This is a genomic window from Corallococcus sp. AS-1-6, assembly GCF_020037015.1.
In the GTDB taxonomy this organism is placed as follows: Bacteria; Myxococcota; Myxococcia; order Myxococcales; family Myxococcaceae; genus Corallococcus.
In genome coordinates this window covers 1-15,656 of the sequence record NZ_JAIQDE010000031.1, presented here as the reverse complement: position 1 = coordinate 15,656, position 15,656 = coordinate 1, and the positions used below count along the sequence as shown (strand labels likewise).

At 70.8% G+C, this 15,656-nt stretch carries 14 protein-coding genes; 12 read left to right on the top strand and 2 right to left on the bottom strand.

Annotated features, from left to right (window positions below):
- Positions 1–61: 61 nt before the first annotated feature.
- Positions 62–1,222, bottom strand: a complete 1,161-nt coding sequence (gene lpxB, locus K8612_RS32330; RefSeq protein ID WP_223765063.1) for a lipid-A-disaccharide synthase — start codon at positions 1,220–1,222, stop codon at positions 62–64.
- Positions 1,223–1,285: 63 nt separating this feature from the next.
- On the opposite strand from lpxB, the gene K8612_RS32325 reads away from it, so the two are divergent.
- The 10 genes from K8612_RS32325 (at position 1,286) to K8612_RS32280 (ending at position 12,339) form a co-directional block, all read left to right on the top strand.
- Entirely contained in the window at positions 1,286–3,172 is a 1,887-nt protein-coding gene (locus K8612_RS32325) for a DUF4388 domain-containing protein (protein WP_223743865.1), read from the top strand.
- A gap of 2 nt (positions 3,173–3,174) precedes the next feature.
- Positions 3,175–4,959: an ABC transporter ATP-binding protein gene (locus tag K8612_RS32320; protein WP_223765062.1), complete on the top strand. Its 1,785-nt coding sequence runs from the start codon at positions 3,175–3,177 to the stop codon at positions 4,957–4,959.
- Positions 4,960–5,056: 97 nt separating this feature from the next.
- Entirely contained in the window at positions 5,057–6,232 is a 1,176-nt protein-coding gene (locus K8612_RS32315; protein WP_223765061.1) for a PHP domain-containing protein, read from the top strand.
- Positions 6,233–6,252: 20 nt separating this feature from the next.
- On the top strand, positions 6,253–7,521 hold the full coding sequence (locus K8612_RS32310) for a 3-deoxy-D-manno-octulosonic acid transferase (RefSeq protein ID WP_223765060.1): 1,269 nt from the start codon (positions 6,253–6,255) through the stop codon (positions 7,519–7,521).
- Entirely contained in the window at positions 7,518–8,519 is a 1,002-nt protein-coding gene (locus K8612_RS32305) for a glycosyltransferase family 4 protein (protein ID WP_223765059.1), read from the top strand. The genes K8612_RS32310 and K8612_RS32305 overlap by 4 nt, the downstream gene beginning before the upstream one ends.
- Complete coding sequence (locus tag K8612_RS32300) at positions 8,519–9,550, top strand: glycosyltransferase (RefSeq protein WP_223765058.1); 1,032 nt, start codon at positions 8,519–8,521, stop codon at positions 9,548–9,550. The genes K8612_RS32305 and K8612_RS32300 overlap by 1 nt, the downstream gene beginning before the upstream one ends.
- Positions 9,547–10,629: a tetraacyldisaccharide 4'-kinase gene (lpxK, locus tag K8612_RS32295; protein WP_223765057.1), complete on the top strand. Its 1,083-nt coding sequence runs from the start codon at positions 9,547–9,549 to the stop codon at positions 10,627–10,629. The genes K8612_RS32300 and lpxK overlap by 4 nt, the downstream gene beginning before the upstream one ends.
- Before the next feature lie 31 nt (positions 10,630–10,660).
- Complete coding sequence (locus tag K8612_RS32290; RefSeq protein WP_223743872.1) at positions 10,661–11,674, top strand: bifunctional heptose 7-phosphate kinase/heptose 1-phosphate adenyltransferase; 1,014 nt, start codon at positions 10,661–10,663, stop codon at positions 11,672–11,674.
- On the top strand, positions 11,671–12,159 hold the full coding sequence (locus K8612_RS32285; RefSeq protein ID WP_223743873.1) for an adenylyltransferase/cytidyltransferase family protein: 489 nt from the start codon (positions 11,671–11,673) through the stop codon (positions 12,157–12,159). Before K8612_RS32290 ends, K8612_RS32285 begins: the two co-directional genes overlap by 4 nt.
- A 3-nt stretch (positions 12,160–12,162) precedes the next feature.
- A complete protein-coding gene (locus tag K8612_RS32280; protein WP_223765056.1) occupies positions 12,163–12,339 on the top strand; it encodes a Trm112 family protein in 177 nt (58 codons plus the stop codon).
- Here the strand turns inward: K8612_RS32280 and K8612_RS32275 are convergent.
- Positions 12,329–13,438, bottom strand: coding sequence for a glycosyltransferase family 9 protein (locus K8612_RS32275; protein WP_223765055.1), 1,110 nt, complete (start codon positions 13,436–13,438; stop codon positions 12,329–12,331). The two genes, K8612_RS32280 and K8612_RS32275, sit on opposite strands and share 11 nt — an antisense overlap.
- An 82-nt stretch (positions 13,439–13,520) precedes the next feature.
- On the opposite strand from K8612_RS32275, the gene K8612_RS32270 reads away from it, so the two are divergent.
- On the top strand, positions 13,521–14,399 hold the full coding sequence (locus K8612_RS32270) for a YicC/YloC family endoribonuclease (protein WP_223765054.1): 879 nt from the start codon (positions 13,521–13,523) through the stop codon (positions 14,397–14,399).
- Positions 14,396–15,019, top strand: a complete 624-nt coding sequence (gene gmk / locus K8612_RS32265; RefSeq protein ID WP_223743877.1) for a guanylate kinase — start codon at positions 14,396–14,398, stop codon at positions 15,017–15,019. Before K8612_RS32270 ends, gmk begins: the two co-directional genes overlap by 4 nt.
- Positions 15,020–15,656: the final 637 nt, after the last annotated feature.

Sequence of the window (15,656 nt, the reverse complement as noted above, 5' to 3'; positions counted from 1 at the left end):
CATACCCCAAACCCGGCGCTGGAACACCAGAAGCGACGCCAGACCCGGTCGGTTCCCCCGCTCAGGCAACAGGGCGCGGGGGCAGCAGCTCCAGCACCGTCTGGGCCGCGCGGTGGGCGGCCCCCACCTCGCCCAGGCGGCCGCGCACCTCGGCCAGGCCCTGGACCATGGCGTCGCGGGGCGCGCCCGGCAGCCACACGCGCCGCACCTCGGAGGCGATGTTCTCCGGCGTCATCTCCCCCTGGAGCAGCTCCGGCACCACGCGCCGGCCCGCCAGCAGGTTGATGAGCGACACGAAGGCCACCTTCAGCATCAGCCGGCCCACCCAGTACGTCACCAGCGACACGCGGTACACGACGACGAGCGGCCGCTCCATCAGCCCCGCCTCCAGCACCGCCGTGCCGGAGGCCACCACCGCGGCGTCGCTCGCGCCCACCACCTCCGGGGCGCGTCCGTCCACCAGCACCGGCGTCACGCCGCTGCCCTCGAAGCGGGAGAGGATCTCCTCCTTGGCGATAGTGGGCGCCACCGGCACCACCACCTGGAGCCCCGGCCGCTCGGAGACGAGCTGCTTCGCCGCGCCGACGAGGGTGGGCAGGATGCGGCGGATCTCACTCATCCGGCTGCCGGGCAGGAGCGCGAGCGTGGGAGCGTCCTCGGGCAGGCCCAGGCGCTGGCGGAACTCGCGGGCGCTGGCGGACGGGGGCATCTGCTCCAGCACGGGGCTGCCCACGTAGCGTGCGGGCACCCCTGCCTCCCGGTAGAAGTCCTCCTCGAAGGGCAGGATGCAGAGCATCCGGTCCACCAGCCGCTGGATGGTGCGCACGCGGCCCCGGCGCCAGGCCCAGATCATCGGGGACACGTAGTAGGCCACCGGGATGCCCAGGGCCTTGAGCTTCTTGGCCAGCCGCAGGTTGAAGTCCGGGATGTCCACCAGGATGGCGCAGTCCGGGCGGCGCTCCTCGGCGGCCTGGGCCAGGTCCTTCATGATCCGCAGGATGCGGGGGATGCGCGAGAGCACCTCGGTGATGCCCATGACGGACACCTCGCGGGCGTCGTGGATGAGCTCCACCCCCCGGGCGGCCAGCCGGGCGCCTCCCATGCCGAAGAAGGTGAGGTCGGGGCGCAGGGCCTGGAGGGCGGCGACGAGCTCCGAGGCGTGGGTGTCGCCGGAGGCCTCGCCGGCCACGACGAGGATGCGGGGAGGGGATGGCTGCGTCATGGGAGGCAAGACCCTCATCGTAGCTGATGCGCGGAGGGAGGGAGGTTGTAGACTGCGGCCCCCTTGAAGACGCTTCTGCTCGCCGAGAGCCACCCCCCGACCCTGGAGCACCTGACGGGCCTGCTCTCGCAGGCCGGGTACACCGTTCGGGCGGTGAATGACGCCGTGATGGCGTTGGAGCACTTCTCGGCGGACAACCCGGACGTGGTGGTGCTGGGCGTGGACCTGCCGCGCGTGGAGGGGCAGCACGTCGTGCACCTCATCCGCGGGCACAGCCAGGGCGGGCGGGTGCCCATCGTGGCCATCGACAAGGGGCACCTGGGCCGGGCCAAGGGCGTGGGCTCGGTGCTGGACCTGAAGGTCAACGCGTACATCCCGGATCCGCTCAAGCCGGGCGAGCTGGTGCCCCGCCTGGAGGCGCTGGTGAAGGCGGCCCAGGCCCTCACGCTCACGGGCCTGCCCGCCACGCTGTCGCGGCCCGCGGTGGCCGCGGGGGAGCTGAAGGCCTTCCCGCTGCCGGCGCTGCTGCACTCGCTCTACCGCCTGCGCCGTGACGGCGTGCTGGTGGTGGCCCTCAAGGGGCTGTCGCGCCGGGTGTACTTCCTGCGCGGCGGGCCGGTGAACTTCGACTCCTCCGCGAAGGAGGACGCGCTGCCGCGTTTCCTGCGCGAGCGTCGGGTCCTCACGGAGGCGCAGGAGCAGCCGGTGGTGGAGTCGCTCGCCTCCGGGCTGCGCATCGGCGCGGCGCTGGCGGACGTGGGCGTGGAGGCAGTGGGCGAGGACCTGCTGGCGCTCCTGCGCGAGTTCACCCGGGACCGGCTCGGGCGCGTGCTGGCCATGCGCGAGGGCCGGTACGCGTTCTACGCGGGCGACGAGTTCTCCTCCGAAGTGGCCTCCGTGGATCAGCCCGCCCTGGCCCCGCTGCTGGAGGCCGCGCGCAGGCGCATGCCCCTGCGGGTGGTGGCGAACGCGCTCAAGGCGCACCTGAACGAGTACCCGGTGCGCTCGGCGGACTTCGGCCGGGACCTCCAGTCCATGGCGCTGGACACGGAGGACATCAAGCTGGCCATGCAGGTGAATGGCCGCATCGTGCTCAAGGACCTGCTGGCGCACGGGCGCGCGGAGCTGCGCGCGGCGTACACGCTGCTGTGGTTCCTCAAGCTCACGGGCGGGGTGACGTTCTCCGCGACGCCGGTGGCCACGGGGACGGACGTGCTGAGCGCGGCGGCGGTGCCGGACGTCATCGCGCCGCGCAAGCGCAAGAGCCTGCCCGCGGAGACGGCGGCGGCGCTGCGCGAGGAGGCGGTGCGCATCATCACGCGCAGCTACTTCGGCGGGCTGGGGCTGGACCTCGCGGCGGACAAGGAGGCGGTGGAGCGCGCGTACCACGAGACGGCGATGCGCTTTCACCCGGACACCTACGCGGAGTTCGACCTCTCCGACCTGCGCGACCTGTTGGAGCAGGTGCAGGAGAAGCTGTCCGCGGCGTACCGGGTGCTGAGCGTGGACGAGAAGCGCCGCGCCTATCTCCAGTACTTCTTCAGCCGCCAGGAGGTCGTGGGCCGCGCGACCGCCATCAACGTGGACGCGGAGCTGGCGCTGCGCCGGGGCGAGTCCGCGATGAAGCGGGGCGACTACAAGGCGGCCATCCAGGGCTTCGAGGAGGCGGTGTCGCTCAACGGCAGCGAGCCCGAGTACTACTCGTACCTCGCCTGGGCGAAGTACCGGGGCTCGCCCGGGCCGCTGATGCAGCGGGCGCTCGCGGCGCGCAAGGTGCTCAAGCAGGCGCTGACGTTGGACCCGTACCTGGAGCGGGCGCAGATCATCGCGGCCATCATCGAAATCGACCTGGACGACGCGCCGCTCGCGCGCAAGAAGCTGATGAAGGTGCTGGAGCTGAACCCGTATTCGGTGCTCGCGAGGGCGGCGTTGCAGAAGGTGGTGAAGTAGTCATGCATCGCGCGCTCTGGCGGCTGCTCCGGTACGCGAAGCCGCACGCGGGGATCCTCGTCCTGGCCTTCGTGTGCATGGCGGTGTTGGGGCTCGCCACGGGCGCGTACGCGTACCTGCTGGGCCCGGCGCTGCGCTTCCTGTTGTCCGGAGGCGAGGAGGGCTTCGCGAGCGCGCACCGCGTGCCATGGCTGGCGGACCTGCCGCGCGAGGCCGCGCTCTGGGGCTTCCCGGTGGTCGTGTTGTGCGTGGGCGCGGTGAAGGGCGTGGGGTACCTGGGCCAGTTCTACTTCATGGGCCTGTTCGCGCAGCGCGTGGTGAAGGACCTGAGGCGCGACCTGTTCCTGAGGCTCACGGCGCTGTCGCCGTCGCAGTTGTCGAAGGAGCGGACGGGAGATCTGCTCAGCCGCTTCTCCTCGGACGTGATGGCGGTGGAGCTGGCCGCCATGTACACGGTGGGCTCGTACCTGCGGGACACGATCCAGGTGCTGGTGCTCGCGGGCGTGGCGCTGGCGATGAGCCCGATGCTCGGAGGGCTGATGCTGGCGGTGATTCCGCTGGCGGCGCTGCCCGCCTCGAAGCTGACGCGCAAGGTGCTGAAGGGAACGCGAGAAGGGCAGGCCCACCTGGGCCAGCTCGCGGGCCAGTTGCACGAAGGGTTGGGAGGGCTGCGCACCATCCAGGCCTTCAACGGCCAGCAGGCGGAGCTGGCGCGCTTCGAGTCCTACGCGAAGGCGCACGAGGAAGCGGTGGTGGGCGCGGCCTGGGCGCGAGGCGGCGTGCCGGGGTTGATGGAGGTGCTCGCGGCGGCGGCGCTCGCGGGAGCGCTGGGGTACGCGGCGGCGACGCGGGCGATGGAGCCGGAGGCGCTCCTGTCGCTGCTGACGGCGGTCATCCTCGTGTACCAGCCGGTGAAGGACCTGGGCCGGGTGACGCAGTTCGCGGTGCAGGCGGGAGCGGCGGGAGAGCGCCTCTTCGCGCTGCTCGACCTGAAGCACCCCGTGGAGGACGCCGCCAGCGCGGTGCCTGCGCCCGCGCTGCATGAGTCGCTGCGCATGGAGGACGTGCGCTTCTTCTACGGAGAGCGCCGCGCGCTGGAAGGGCTGACCCTGGACTTGAAGGTGGGGCAGGTGGCGGCGCTGGTGGGCGGCAGTGGAGGCGGCAAGAGCACGGTGACGTCGCTGCTGCTGCGCTTCGAGCGTCCCCAGCAGGGGCGCATCCTCCTGGATGGAGTGGACGCGGACACGTACACGGCGGCGAGCGTCCGGAGTCAGTTCGCGCTGGTGACGCAGGAGCCGCTGCTCTTCCACGGCACCGTGCTGGAGAACCTGCGGCACGCGAGGCCGGAAGCGACGAAGGAGGAAGTGGAGGCCGCGGCGAAGGTGGCGAACGCGGACAGCTTCATCCAGGGCCTGCCGCAGGGCTACGACACGCGCATCGGCGAGCGAGGCGTCATCCTGAGCGGAGGTCAACGCCAGCGCCTGTGCATCGCGAGGGCGGTGCTGTCCAGGGCCCCGGTGCTGGTGCTGGACGAAGCGACCAGCAGCCTGGATCCGGAGAACGAGCGCGAGGTCCAGGCCGCGCTGGCGAAGGTGCTCCCCGGCCGCACTGCGCTGGTCATCGCGCACCGGCTGTCCACGGTGACGAACGCGGACGTCATCCACGTGGTGGAGGCGGGCCGTATCGTGGAGAGTGGAAGCCACGCGGAGCTGCTCCAGAAGGAAGGCCGCTACGCCGCCATGTGGCGCCTGCAGACGTCAGGCCCCGTCGAGCGGGGAGCGGCGTGAGCAAGGCGAAGCAGCCCATCGCCCGTGCCATGGCGCCAGACCGGCCGCTACGCCGCCACGTGGCGCTGAACGTGAGGCCCTCGGAGTGGAGGGCGGTATGAGCAAGGCCAGTACGGCAAGGCGGCCGCTCGCACTGGCGATCCGCGCCGTGTTCGGCGTGCTGTTCCTGCTCCTGGGCGTCGCGGGCTTCTTCGCCTTCGCGGCGGGCTTCGCGGACTACCCCGTGGTCGAGCCCGCACCGGACGCGAAGCCGTGGATCCGCGGCGCGTACCATGTGCACACCACGCGCTCGGACGGGCACGGGACGCCCGCTGCGGTCGCCAGGGCGGCGAAAGCGGCGGGCCTCGACTTCGTGGTGCTCACCGACCACAACGACTTCAAGCCACCCTCCGCGACCTGGGTGGATGGAGTCCTGCTCATCCCCGGGGTGGAGATTTCAACCGACGCGGGCCATCTGACCGCGTTCGGCATGCAGCGGCCCATCGAAGGCGTGAAGCCCTGGGGACCACCAGCTCCGGCCGTAGCGGCGGTGGAGGCCGCCGGAGGCACCGCGGTCCTCGCGCATCCGGTCCAGACGAAGAACCCCTGGAAGGACGAAGCGACGGCGCACCAGGTCCCGGGCTTCGAGCTGTACTCCGCGGACACCTTCTTCCGGCAGGCGCTGCGAAGCCCGGTGAGCCGGCTCCTGCCCGCGGTGGGCGCCTCCCTGGTGAACCCGGTGCACGGCGTGATGCTGCTCTCGGTCCCGGAGCCACGTCCAACCGAGCGCTTCCTGGAGCTGGCGCGAGAGCGCAAGCGCATCGCCCTGTGCGGCCATGACGCGCACGGCGTGCCCGCGTACGAGGACATCTTCAACGCGCTCGACATGGAACTCCCGCCTGCCGTGCTGTCCGGCCCCCTGTCCCAGAACGCGCGCGAAGCCGCGTCCCAGGTCACGAAGGCCCTGGCGAGCGGTCAGGCCCTCTGCGTCTTCCGTGCGCTCGGAGCGCCGGGCGGCTTCGCCCTGGAAGGCTTCGACGCGAACACGAGGGAGGCCCCCGTGGGCACGGTGCTGACGGTGCGTCTGCCGGAACACCCCCCGGGCACGCTGGAGGTCCGGGTGTGGGGTGACGGTCGCCTGCAACCCGACGGGCAGCACATCGAGCTGACCGGCCCCGGCGCAGTCCAGGTGGAGGTCTGGGCCCACGCGCCCGGACGTTTCTTCGGCCACGAGTGGCGGCCCTGGCTGGTCCCCAGCCCGGTGCGAGTGGTGCCGAGACCGCCGGGCATCTGATAGAGCGCGGGACGTCGCCCATGCGCCTGCTCTACGTCGTCGCCACCTACGTCCTCTTCGCGCTGCTGTTCCCGGTGCTCTGCGTGTACCGCAAGACGCGCCATGGGCTGAAGCAGCGGCTGGGCTTCTACGGGCCGGGCGACCTGCCGAAGGGAGAAGGCCCGCTGCTGTGGTTGCACGGAGCCAGCGCGGGAGACCTGCTCGCCCTGGCGCCCATGTTCGGCCCGCTGCGCCAGCGCTTCCCCGGCTGCCGCATCGTGCTCTCGACGATGACGGACAGCGGCCACGCGATGGCCAGGGACCGCCTGGCGAAGCAGATCGACGGAGTCGTGTACGCGCCCTACGACCTCTGGGGCGCGACACGAAGGGCCGTGCGAGCCCTCCAGCCGGACCTCCTCGTCCTCGAGTACACGGAGGTCTGGCCCAACCTCATCCGCGCCGCGAAGCAGTCCGGGGCCCGCGTGGTGATGACCAACGGGCGCTTCTCACCGGCGAACGTGGGGAAGTACCGGACGCTCTTCGGGCTCATCGGGAACCCGCTGAAGGACATGGACCTGCTGCTGATGCGGCAGGACGAGGAAGCCGAAAGAGCGAAGTCCCTCGGCGCACCGGCCGAGCGGGTCCTCACCACGGGCAACACCAAGTTCGACGCCCTCGCCGCGGGGCCCGCCCCCGAGGACGAAGCCCTGCGAGCCGCCCTGGGCCTGACCCCGGCGGATCCGGTGTGGCTCGCGGGGAGCACGCACGAGGGCGAAGAGGAAATCCTGTTGCAGGTGTATCAGCGTTTACGGGAGCGCTGGCCCACGCTGAGTCTGGTCATCGCGCCGCGCTACCTGAACCGGGCGGAGCGCATCCAGACCCTCGCCAGGGAGCGCAACCTGACCGTGGGCCTGCGCTCGCAGGGCAACCCGGAGCGAGCCCCGGTGGTGGTGATGGACTCCATGGGCGAGCTGTCGCGCGCCTACCGCCTGGCGACAGTGGTGTTCGTGGGAGGCTCGTTCACGAAGCGAGGCGGGCAGAACATCCTGGAGCCGGCGGGGCAGGGCCGGCCCGTGCTGTTCGGGCCGCACATGGACAACTTCCGCGACAGCGTCGCGGTGCTGCAAGGCAACGGAGGCATTCAAGTGGCGGATGGAGAAGCCCTGCACGCCGCGCTGGAGGGCCTCCTTGCCCATCCCGAACGCCGGCGGCAACTGGGCGCCCGGGCCGAAGCCACGGTGCGCCGCATCTCTGGTGCCAGTGAGCGCAACGCGGAGGCCATGGCCACGCTGAGGAGGGCTCCTCGATGACCCTCATCGTCCATCCCCACTTCCACAAGCGCTACACGGGAGTGACCCGGCACGTGGAGTCCGTGGTGCCCGCGCTGGCCCAGGGCGACGAGACCCGGGTCATCGGCTCCGGACTGACGGAGGCCCTGCCGCGCATCACCTGGGGAGAGCTGATCCGCCGCTCGCACCAGGAGCCCATCGTCTGGCACGCGCACCGGAACAACGAGCTGCTGGCGGGGATGCTCCTGAAGGCCTTGGGCGGAAGGGTGCGACTCGTCTTCACGAGGCACACGTCGGTGGCCCCCACGCGCTTCACCCGCTGGCTCGCCAGGGGCGCGGACGCGCTGGTGTCGCTCACGAAGCAGATCTCGGACGTCATCGCGCTCCCCTCCACGGTGATTTCGCACGGCATCGACCTTGAGCGCTTCCACCCACCGGAGGACCGGGACGCGGCCTGGACCCGGCTCCAGCAGGGAGGCCGCTACGGCATCGGAGTCATCGGCCGCATCCGCCAGGAGAAGGGGCAGGGCGACTTCATCGAAGCGCTGAGGCCCCTGTTGCCGCGGCGGCCGGACTGGCAGGCGGTGCTGGTGGGGCTCGCGAAGGGGCCGGACCTGGCCTGGGTGAACGGGCTGCGCCAGGGCATCGAGGACCGGGTGCGCCTCGCGGGAGAGCAGTCCACCATCGAGCCCTGGTATCAGGGCCTGAGCATCCTGGTGCACCCCTCCTACGCGGAGGGCTACTCGCTGGTGCACGTGGAGGCGATGGCCTCCGGGTGCTGCGTGGTGGCCTCGAAGCTGCCGTACCTGGACACCCTCATCGAGCACGGCCGCACGGGCTTCTTCTTCGAGCCCGGAGACGTGAAGGGCCTGCGCGACCTGTTGGACGAGCTGACCCGCGAACCGGAGCGGGCCCGTCAGGTCGGCCGCAACGCGGCGGAGGAAGCGCGCAGCCGCTGTGGCGTCGAGCACGAAGCCCGGGCGCTCCGGGACCTCTACCATTCGCTGGTGAAGCGCTGATGCGCATCCTGCACCTGTTCGCGAGCCCCTTCTGGAGTGGCCCCGCGGAGAACATCGCGCTGCTGGCCCAGGCGCAGCGAGCCCTGGGCCACGAGGTCACGGTGGCGGTGGACCGCAAGCGCCGGGACATCGCCGCCGAGGAGCCCGCCGTGCCCCGCTTCCAGCAACTGGGCCTCCTGGACGAAGGAGGCCTGACGTTGTCCGTGAAGTCTCCGCCCTGGGAGCTCTGGAGTGACCTGCGAGCCCTCCGCCGCAGGACGGTGGACGTGGTCCATGCCCACTTCACGCATGATCATCTCGTGGCGCGCTGGGGAACGCCAAAAGGCGCGGTGCGGATCCGCTCCATCCACGCGCCCCGGTCGCTGCGCTCCTCGCTGCCCGAAGCCGCCGCGTACACGGTGCCGGCGAGCCACCTGGTGGAGAAGCTCGAAGGCCGTCATCGCCCCGTCCAGGTCCTGCCCGCCCTGGTGGACCCGCTGTTCGAGCCGCCCCGGGACCGCAAGGCCCTACGCCAGACCCTGGGGCTCGAGGACACGCACCTGGTCGGGATGATCTCCACGTTCCAGAAGAGCCGGCGTCACGAACTGGGAGTCGAAGCCTTCGCCGCGTTCCGCCAGCAACGCCCCGGATCCCGCCTCGTGCTCGTAGGCGATGGGGCCCTGCTCGAAGCGACGCGGACACAAGTGGCGGCTCGAGGCCTCACCGAACAGGTGACGTTCGCGGGCTACAAGCAGGGAGCGGACTTCGCGAAGTGGCTGCAGGCCCTGGATGAAGTCTGGATCCTCGGCCTGGGCAACGACTGGAGCGCGAGAGCCGCGGCCCAGGCCAGGGCCTGCGGAGTCCGGGTGGTCGCGGTGAACGAGGGCGCACTCCCGGAGCTATCGGACGCGAGGGTGGACGTGCCCACGGTGGAGGCCGTCGTCACCGCCGCGCTCTCCGGCTCGACGGCGGGGACCCGGCGCCCGACGAACGAGCACATCGCCCGGGACATCCTGGCGCTCTACCAGAAGGCAGCGGAGCCACGGCGATGACGGCTGGCGGCCCCACGGCCCTGGAGCGGATCTTCTATCCGCCGGCACCGGAGCCCTGGTCCCGTCGTGCCCTCCTGTCACCGCTCACGCTGGTGTCCTGGACGTACAGCGCAGCGGTCCGCCTCCGTGGCGCCCTCTACGACTCGGAACTGAAGCGGGCCGAACGAGTCGAAGGTCTGCGGGTCATCTCCATCGGCAACCTGAACGTCGGAGGCACGGGCAAGACCCCGGCGGTCCTCCACCTCGCGGAGTTGCTGATCCGCGAAGGGCGCAAGGTCGGCATCCTGACCCGAGGCTACGGACGCGAATCCCAGGAGCCACTCACCTTCACGGGAACGGATCCCCTGCCCGCGGTGACGGACGCCGGAGACGAACCCTTGCTGCTCGCACGCCGGTGCCCGGGAGCCCGGCTCTTCGTGGGAGCGGACCGCGTCGCGGCGGCGTTCCGGGCCAGGGACGACTTCGGCCTGGACACGGTCCTCCTGGACGACGGCTTCCAGCACCGCCGCCTGCACCGAGACGAAGACCTGGTGGTCGTGGACGAAGCCGTGGGCCTGGGCAACGGCCAACTGCTCCCAAGAGGTCCGCTGCGAGAACCCCCATCGGCCCTGCGCCGCGCCACGCTCCTCTGGCTGCGAGCCGCCTCGGGAGGCACTGCGCCCAACCCCTGGATCGAAGGCTCGACGGCTCCCAGGGTCCGCACGCGCTATGGGCCCACGGGATGGTGGGACCCTTCGGGCGCCGAGCACGCGACGAAAGCGCTCGAAGGAAAGCCGGTCCTCGCATTGGCGGGGCTGGCCCGGCCCGGAGGCTTCCTGAAGACCGTGACCACGCTCGGAGCGGAGGTCCGGGACGCGGCCCTCTTCCCGGATCACCATCGCTTCACGGCGGACGAACTTCGCCAGGTCGAAGCCCGGGCCCGCCAGCACGGGGCGCTCGTGGTGACGACGGAGAAGGACGCGGTGCGCCTGCCCGCCGGCTTCGAGGCCTGGGTGGTGCGCCTGGGCGTGGAGGTCCTGGAGGGCGAAGCACATCTGAAGCGGGCGCTCGGGCTGCGGGGAGAGACGCGCGACTTGTGAGGGCCGGACCGCTGTGGGACAAAGCGCGCCCATGCCCGCGGCCCCGTCTTCACGTCCGGCAGCATCGTCCTCGCGCCTGCCCCTCGCCTTCGCGCGCCGCCGGGTGTTGCTGGTGGGAGACCTGGTCGCCGACCACTACCTCTACGGCCAGACGGACCGGGTGAGCCGCGAGGCCCCGGTGCTCATCGTCCGGTACGAGTCCTCGGAGGTGAAGCTCGGAGGCGGAGCCAACGTCGCGGCCAACATCCGCGCGCTGTCAGGGCAGGTGACGGCGGTGGGCGCCCTGGGCGTGGACTCGATGGGCAGCGAGCTGCGCAAGCTCTTCGAAGCCGCGGACATCCGGCTGCACGCGGTCAGCAGCCGGAGCATCCAGACGGAGACGAAGACGCGAATCCTCGCGGGAGGCATCAGCACCACGAGGCAGCAGATGCTCCGCGTCGACCGGGGACAGCGAGGCCCCCTCCCGCCCCGGATGCGCAAGGCCATCGCCAGGCAGGTGGAGGCCGCGGCGAAGGACGCGGACGCGGTGGTGGTCTCGGACTACGGCGCGGGCGTCGTCAGCGACGAGGTCCGCGCCGTGTTGCGAAAGCTCGCCGCGGACGGCCTCCCGGTCTGCGTGGACAGCCGCTACGCGCTCGCGGCCTTCGCGGGCCTCACGGTGTGCAAGCCCAACGAGCCGGAGCTGGAAGCGCTCACGGGCCGCCCGGTGCGCACGAAGGAGGACCTCCTGGAGGCCGGTCACGAAGCGGTCCGCAAGCTGGGCTGCCAGGCGCTGCTGGTGACGCGAGGCCGCCACGGCATGGCCGTCTTCGACGCGAAGGGCGGCGTGGACCTCATCCCCGTGCACGGAGCGAAGTCGGCGGTGGACGTGACGGGAGCGGGCGACACGGTCATCGCGAGCTTCGCGTTGTCCCTCGCGGCCGGGGCCTCCTTCGGTGAAGCCGCGAGGCTCGCGAACGTCGCGGGCTCGCTGGTGGTGCAGAAGCCCGGCACGGCGACGGTCTCCCGCGAAGAACTCCTCGAAGCGCTGCGGAGCTCAAGATGAACACCCTGGACAAGCTTCGTCCCCTGGCCGCCATCGCGGAGGAGCGGGAACGCTGGCGCGAGCAGGGCCGCACGGTGGCCCTGGCCAACGGCGTCTTCGACCTGCTGCACGTCGGACACGTCCGCTACCTGGAAGGGGCGAAGGCCCTGGCGGACGTGCTGGTGGTGGCGGTGAACTCGGACGCCTCCACCCGCGCCTACAAGGGGCCGGGTCGTCCGCACATCCCGGAAGCGGAGCGCGCGGAGCTGGTCGCGGCGCTGGCCTGCACGGACCGCGTCGTCGTCTTCGATGAGCCGAACGTGCGGACCGTCATCCGCGCCCTCAAGCCCGACGTGCACGTGAAGGGGACGGACTACACGCCGGACTCCATTCCGGAAGGTGACGAGGTCCGGGCCTACGGAGGCAGGACGGCCGTGGCGGGAGACCCGAAGGACCACAGCACCACGGAGCTGGCCCGCCGGCTCGGCCGCGAAGGCGCGAAGTAGCCCATGCTCCTGGACCCGGCGCTGCGGTCCATCCTGGGGTGTCTCCACTGCAAGGGCCCGCTCGAGGAGCACCAGGGGCCTCCGCCCGAGGTCCGCTGCGGCAGGTGCCTGCGGGCCTGGCCCGTGGAGGACGGCGTCCCCCAGATGGTGCCCGAGCAGGAGCGACCGCTCAACCCGTGAGCGAGGCCCGCTCCGCGACGAACGACCGGACCTCCGCGGCCACGCGCTGCTCCAACCCCACGCCGGAAGCCCCATCCACGATGGGCGTCAGGTCCACCATCCGGTGGGGCGCCACCGCATGGCCCCAGCGCTCCATGTCGATGCGCAGGAAGAACGCCAGCGTGGGAGCGCCCACGGCGACCGACAGGTGCATGGGCCCGGTGTTGTTGCAGATGGTCAGGCCCGCGGTCCGCATGAGCGCACCCAGCTCATCGATGCTGGTCGCCGGAGCCAGCTCCGCCCCCAGAGCGCCGGAGAGCACGCTCCGAGCCAGGGCCTCCTCTCCCGGCCCCCAGGTCACGACCGGCGAATAGCCGAGCGAAATCAGCTCCCGGGCCGCCGCGGCGAACGCCTCGGCCGGAATTCGGCGCTCGCCCAACCGCCCTCCGGGGTTGATGACCGCGCGCCGCGAACCCGTCGCGGAGAACATCGCCAGATAGCCGCGGAACGCCTCGCCCAGCACCGGCTCCCGGAACGAAAGCCCCTGGGCGACAGCGCCCTTCGTCAGAGGCGTCAGCAGGTGGGTGCGCTGAATGGCCTCGTGCCGCGTATCGGAGCGGGCAGGCACTGACACCGACTGCAGCAGCGACACCGGCCAGATACCGGGGCCAATGACGACCGCCCTGGAGCCCACCATCCGAGAGACGAGCGCGCTCGTCACCGAAGGAGCACTCCAGTTGGCGCAGTCGACCACGGCGTCATAGCCCGCGCGTCGGAGGGCACGGATGCCAGGCGCCAGCGGCCCCAGCCAGAGCATGCGCCGGTCGAACGCCAGGACCGCGTCCGCGTCAGGGTGCCCCTGAAGGACGCGAGCCACCTTGGCGTGCACCAGCACATGCACTTCCGGAGGCGGGTGGAGATGCGCCTTGAGGGTCCGCATCAGCGGTGTGGTGAGAAGGGCCTCGCCCACGCGGTTGTCGGGCCGGACGAGCAGGACCTTTCGCGGGTGGGGGAGGGGCGTCCCGGGAGAACGGCGGCGTCCGGGGCGCCAGAACAGGAGGGACGCCAGGAGCGTCAGTGCCAGCTTCGCCCACGTTTCAAGCCGCTTGTGCCACGCCATCGGCGGCGGACCCTACCAGAATTGGAACGGACACAAGACGCTGGCTTGACCTTGGGACCGAAAGCCCCTAGCACCCGGCCCGATGCTCAAGAGCATGACCGGATTTGGTTCGGGCCGCGCCCGCGTGGGGGACGAAGAGGTCTCCGTGGAAGCACGCTCGCTCAACCACAAGTTCTGTGAAGTGAAGGTCCGGCTGCCGCGCGAGCTGTCCGCGCTCGAGCCTGCCCTCGTGAAGCAGGTGAAGGACCGCCTCGCGCGAGGCTCGGTGGAGATCCTGGTGCGCCGGCAGGCCGCCACCGTCTCGGGCAACGTCCCCACGGTGGATGTCGCCCTGGCCCGCGAATACGCGCGCGCCTTCCGCGAGGTCGCCGAGGCCCTGGGCCAGTCGGTGGAGATCGCCTGGTCGCAGGTGTCCAACCAGCCGGGCGTCATCCGCCTGGAGGAGAAGGGCGTGGACGTGGAGTCCGCCACCCAGGCCACGCAGACCGCGCTCCAGCAGGCGCTCGCGGCCCTGGAGACGATGCGGAACACCGAAGGCGAGTCCATCCACGCGGACCTGGACGCCCGGATGAAGCTCATCGAGGGCTGGAGCCAGGAGGTCGCCCGGCTCGCGCCTCGCGCGGTCAGTGACTACCAGCAGCGGCTCACCGAGCGTGTCGCGGAGCTCGCGCGCGGCGTGGCGGTGGATCCGCAGCGCCTGGCGCAGGAAGTGGCCCTGTTCGCCGAGCGCACGGACATCGCGGAAGAGGTGACCCGGCTCGCGACCCACCTCGAGCAGTTCCGGCTCCTGATGGCGAGCCCCGAGCCGGTGGGCCGGCGCATGGACTTCCTCGTGCAGGAGATGCACCGCGAGGTGAACACGACAGGCTCCAAGAGCCAGCACGCGGAGATCTCCGCGCGCGTGGTCTCGATGAAGGCCGAGGTCGAGCGCATCCGCGAACAAGTGCAGAACGTCGAATGAACGAACCCACTGGACTCCAGCCTGGCCTGCTCCTCGTCCTCTCCGCGCCGTCCGGAGCGGGAAAGACCACCCTCGCGCACCGGCTGCTGAAGGAGATGCCGGACGGCATCTTCTCCACCAGCGTCACCACCCGGCGCCCCCGGGGCAAGGAGCAGGAGGGGGTGGACTACCACTTCGTGGGAGTCGCCGCCTTCCAGGAGAAGATCGAGAAGGGCGAGTTCGTGGAGTGGGCCGAGGTCCACGGCCACTTCTATGGCAGCCCCCAGTCCGTCGTGGACGAAGCCCGCACGCGCCGTGGCACCGCCATCTTCGACATCGACGTCCAGGGCGGGCAGGCCATCAAGCGCAAGCACCCCGACGCGGTCCTCATCTTCGTGCTGCCACCCTCCATGGAGGAGCTGGAGCGGCGGCTGCGGGATCGTCAGACGGACTCGGACGAGACCATCCGCCGCCGGATGCTGGCCGCCCGCTCGGAGATCGAGCGGGGGATCGCCTCCTACGACTACATCGTGGTGAACGACGACTTCGAGCGCGCCTATCAGGAACTGCGCTCGGTGGTGGTCGCGGAGAAGTGCCGGCGGGGGAGGGTGGACCTTTCCAAGCTCAAGTTCGGGAGCTGAGATCCGCCGGGGGAATGGGAGGAGCCCCCCACGGGTTCCCCCTCCACCACGTCGCAACGCGCCAGCGGCCTGCATCAAATTTCTTGCGCCGCCCGATCGCCTGATGGATAAGCCGCCCACCTCGCGGCGACACGCAGGCGTCACTCCGGTGGCACCAGCGTGATGCGGTGGCGGTGACGGGAAGTTGACATTCTCCGAACCGATTCTTAGATGTTCGCCGCAGCAGGTCAGCCGATTGCGGGCGTTGACGGTGTTGGAGCGGGTTGCCGCCTCATGGGAGGCGGAGCAGGTCGGGAAGCAGAAGCAGCAGTCGAGCGGTTGACACAAAACGCGGCGGTGGTACAAGCCGCGCCCCTCGCTACGAAGCCCGCGCACTGGTGCGGAAGGAACTTCGTGGAGAATGCAGCACCGACAAGGAAATAGGGCGGTCAACGAGCGAGTTGACAGCGAACGCGGCGAAGAGATAGAAGCCGCGCCCCACCGAAGAAGCAGCGGTCCGGAAGGCAGCACAACGGACGCAAAGCGGTGGGAAAAGCTGACAGCAAGCGGTTGACAGGGAGCGCGGCGCTGAAGTAGAAGCCGCTCCCCTTCGAAAAGAAGCGGCGGAAGTCACTGGACGGCGCCGACGAACTTCGAA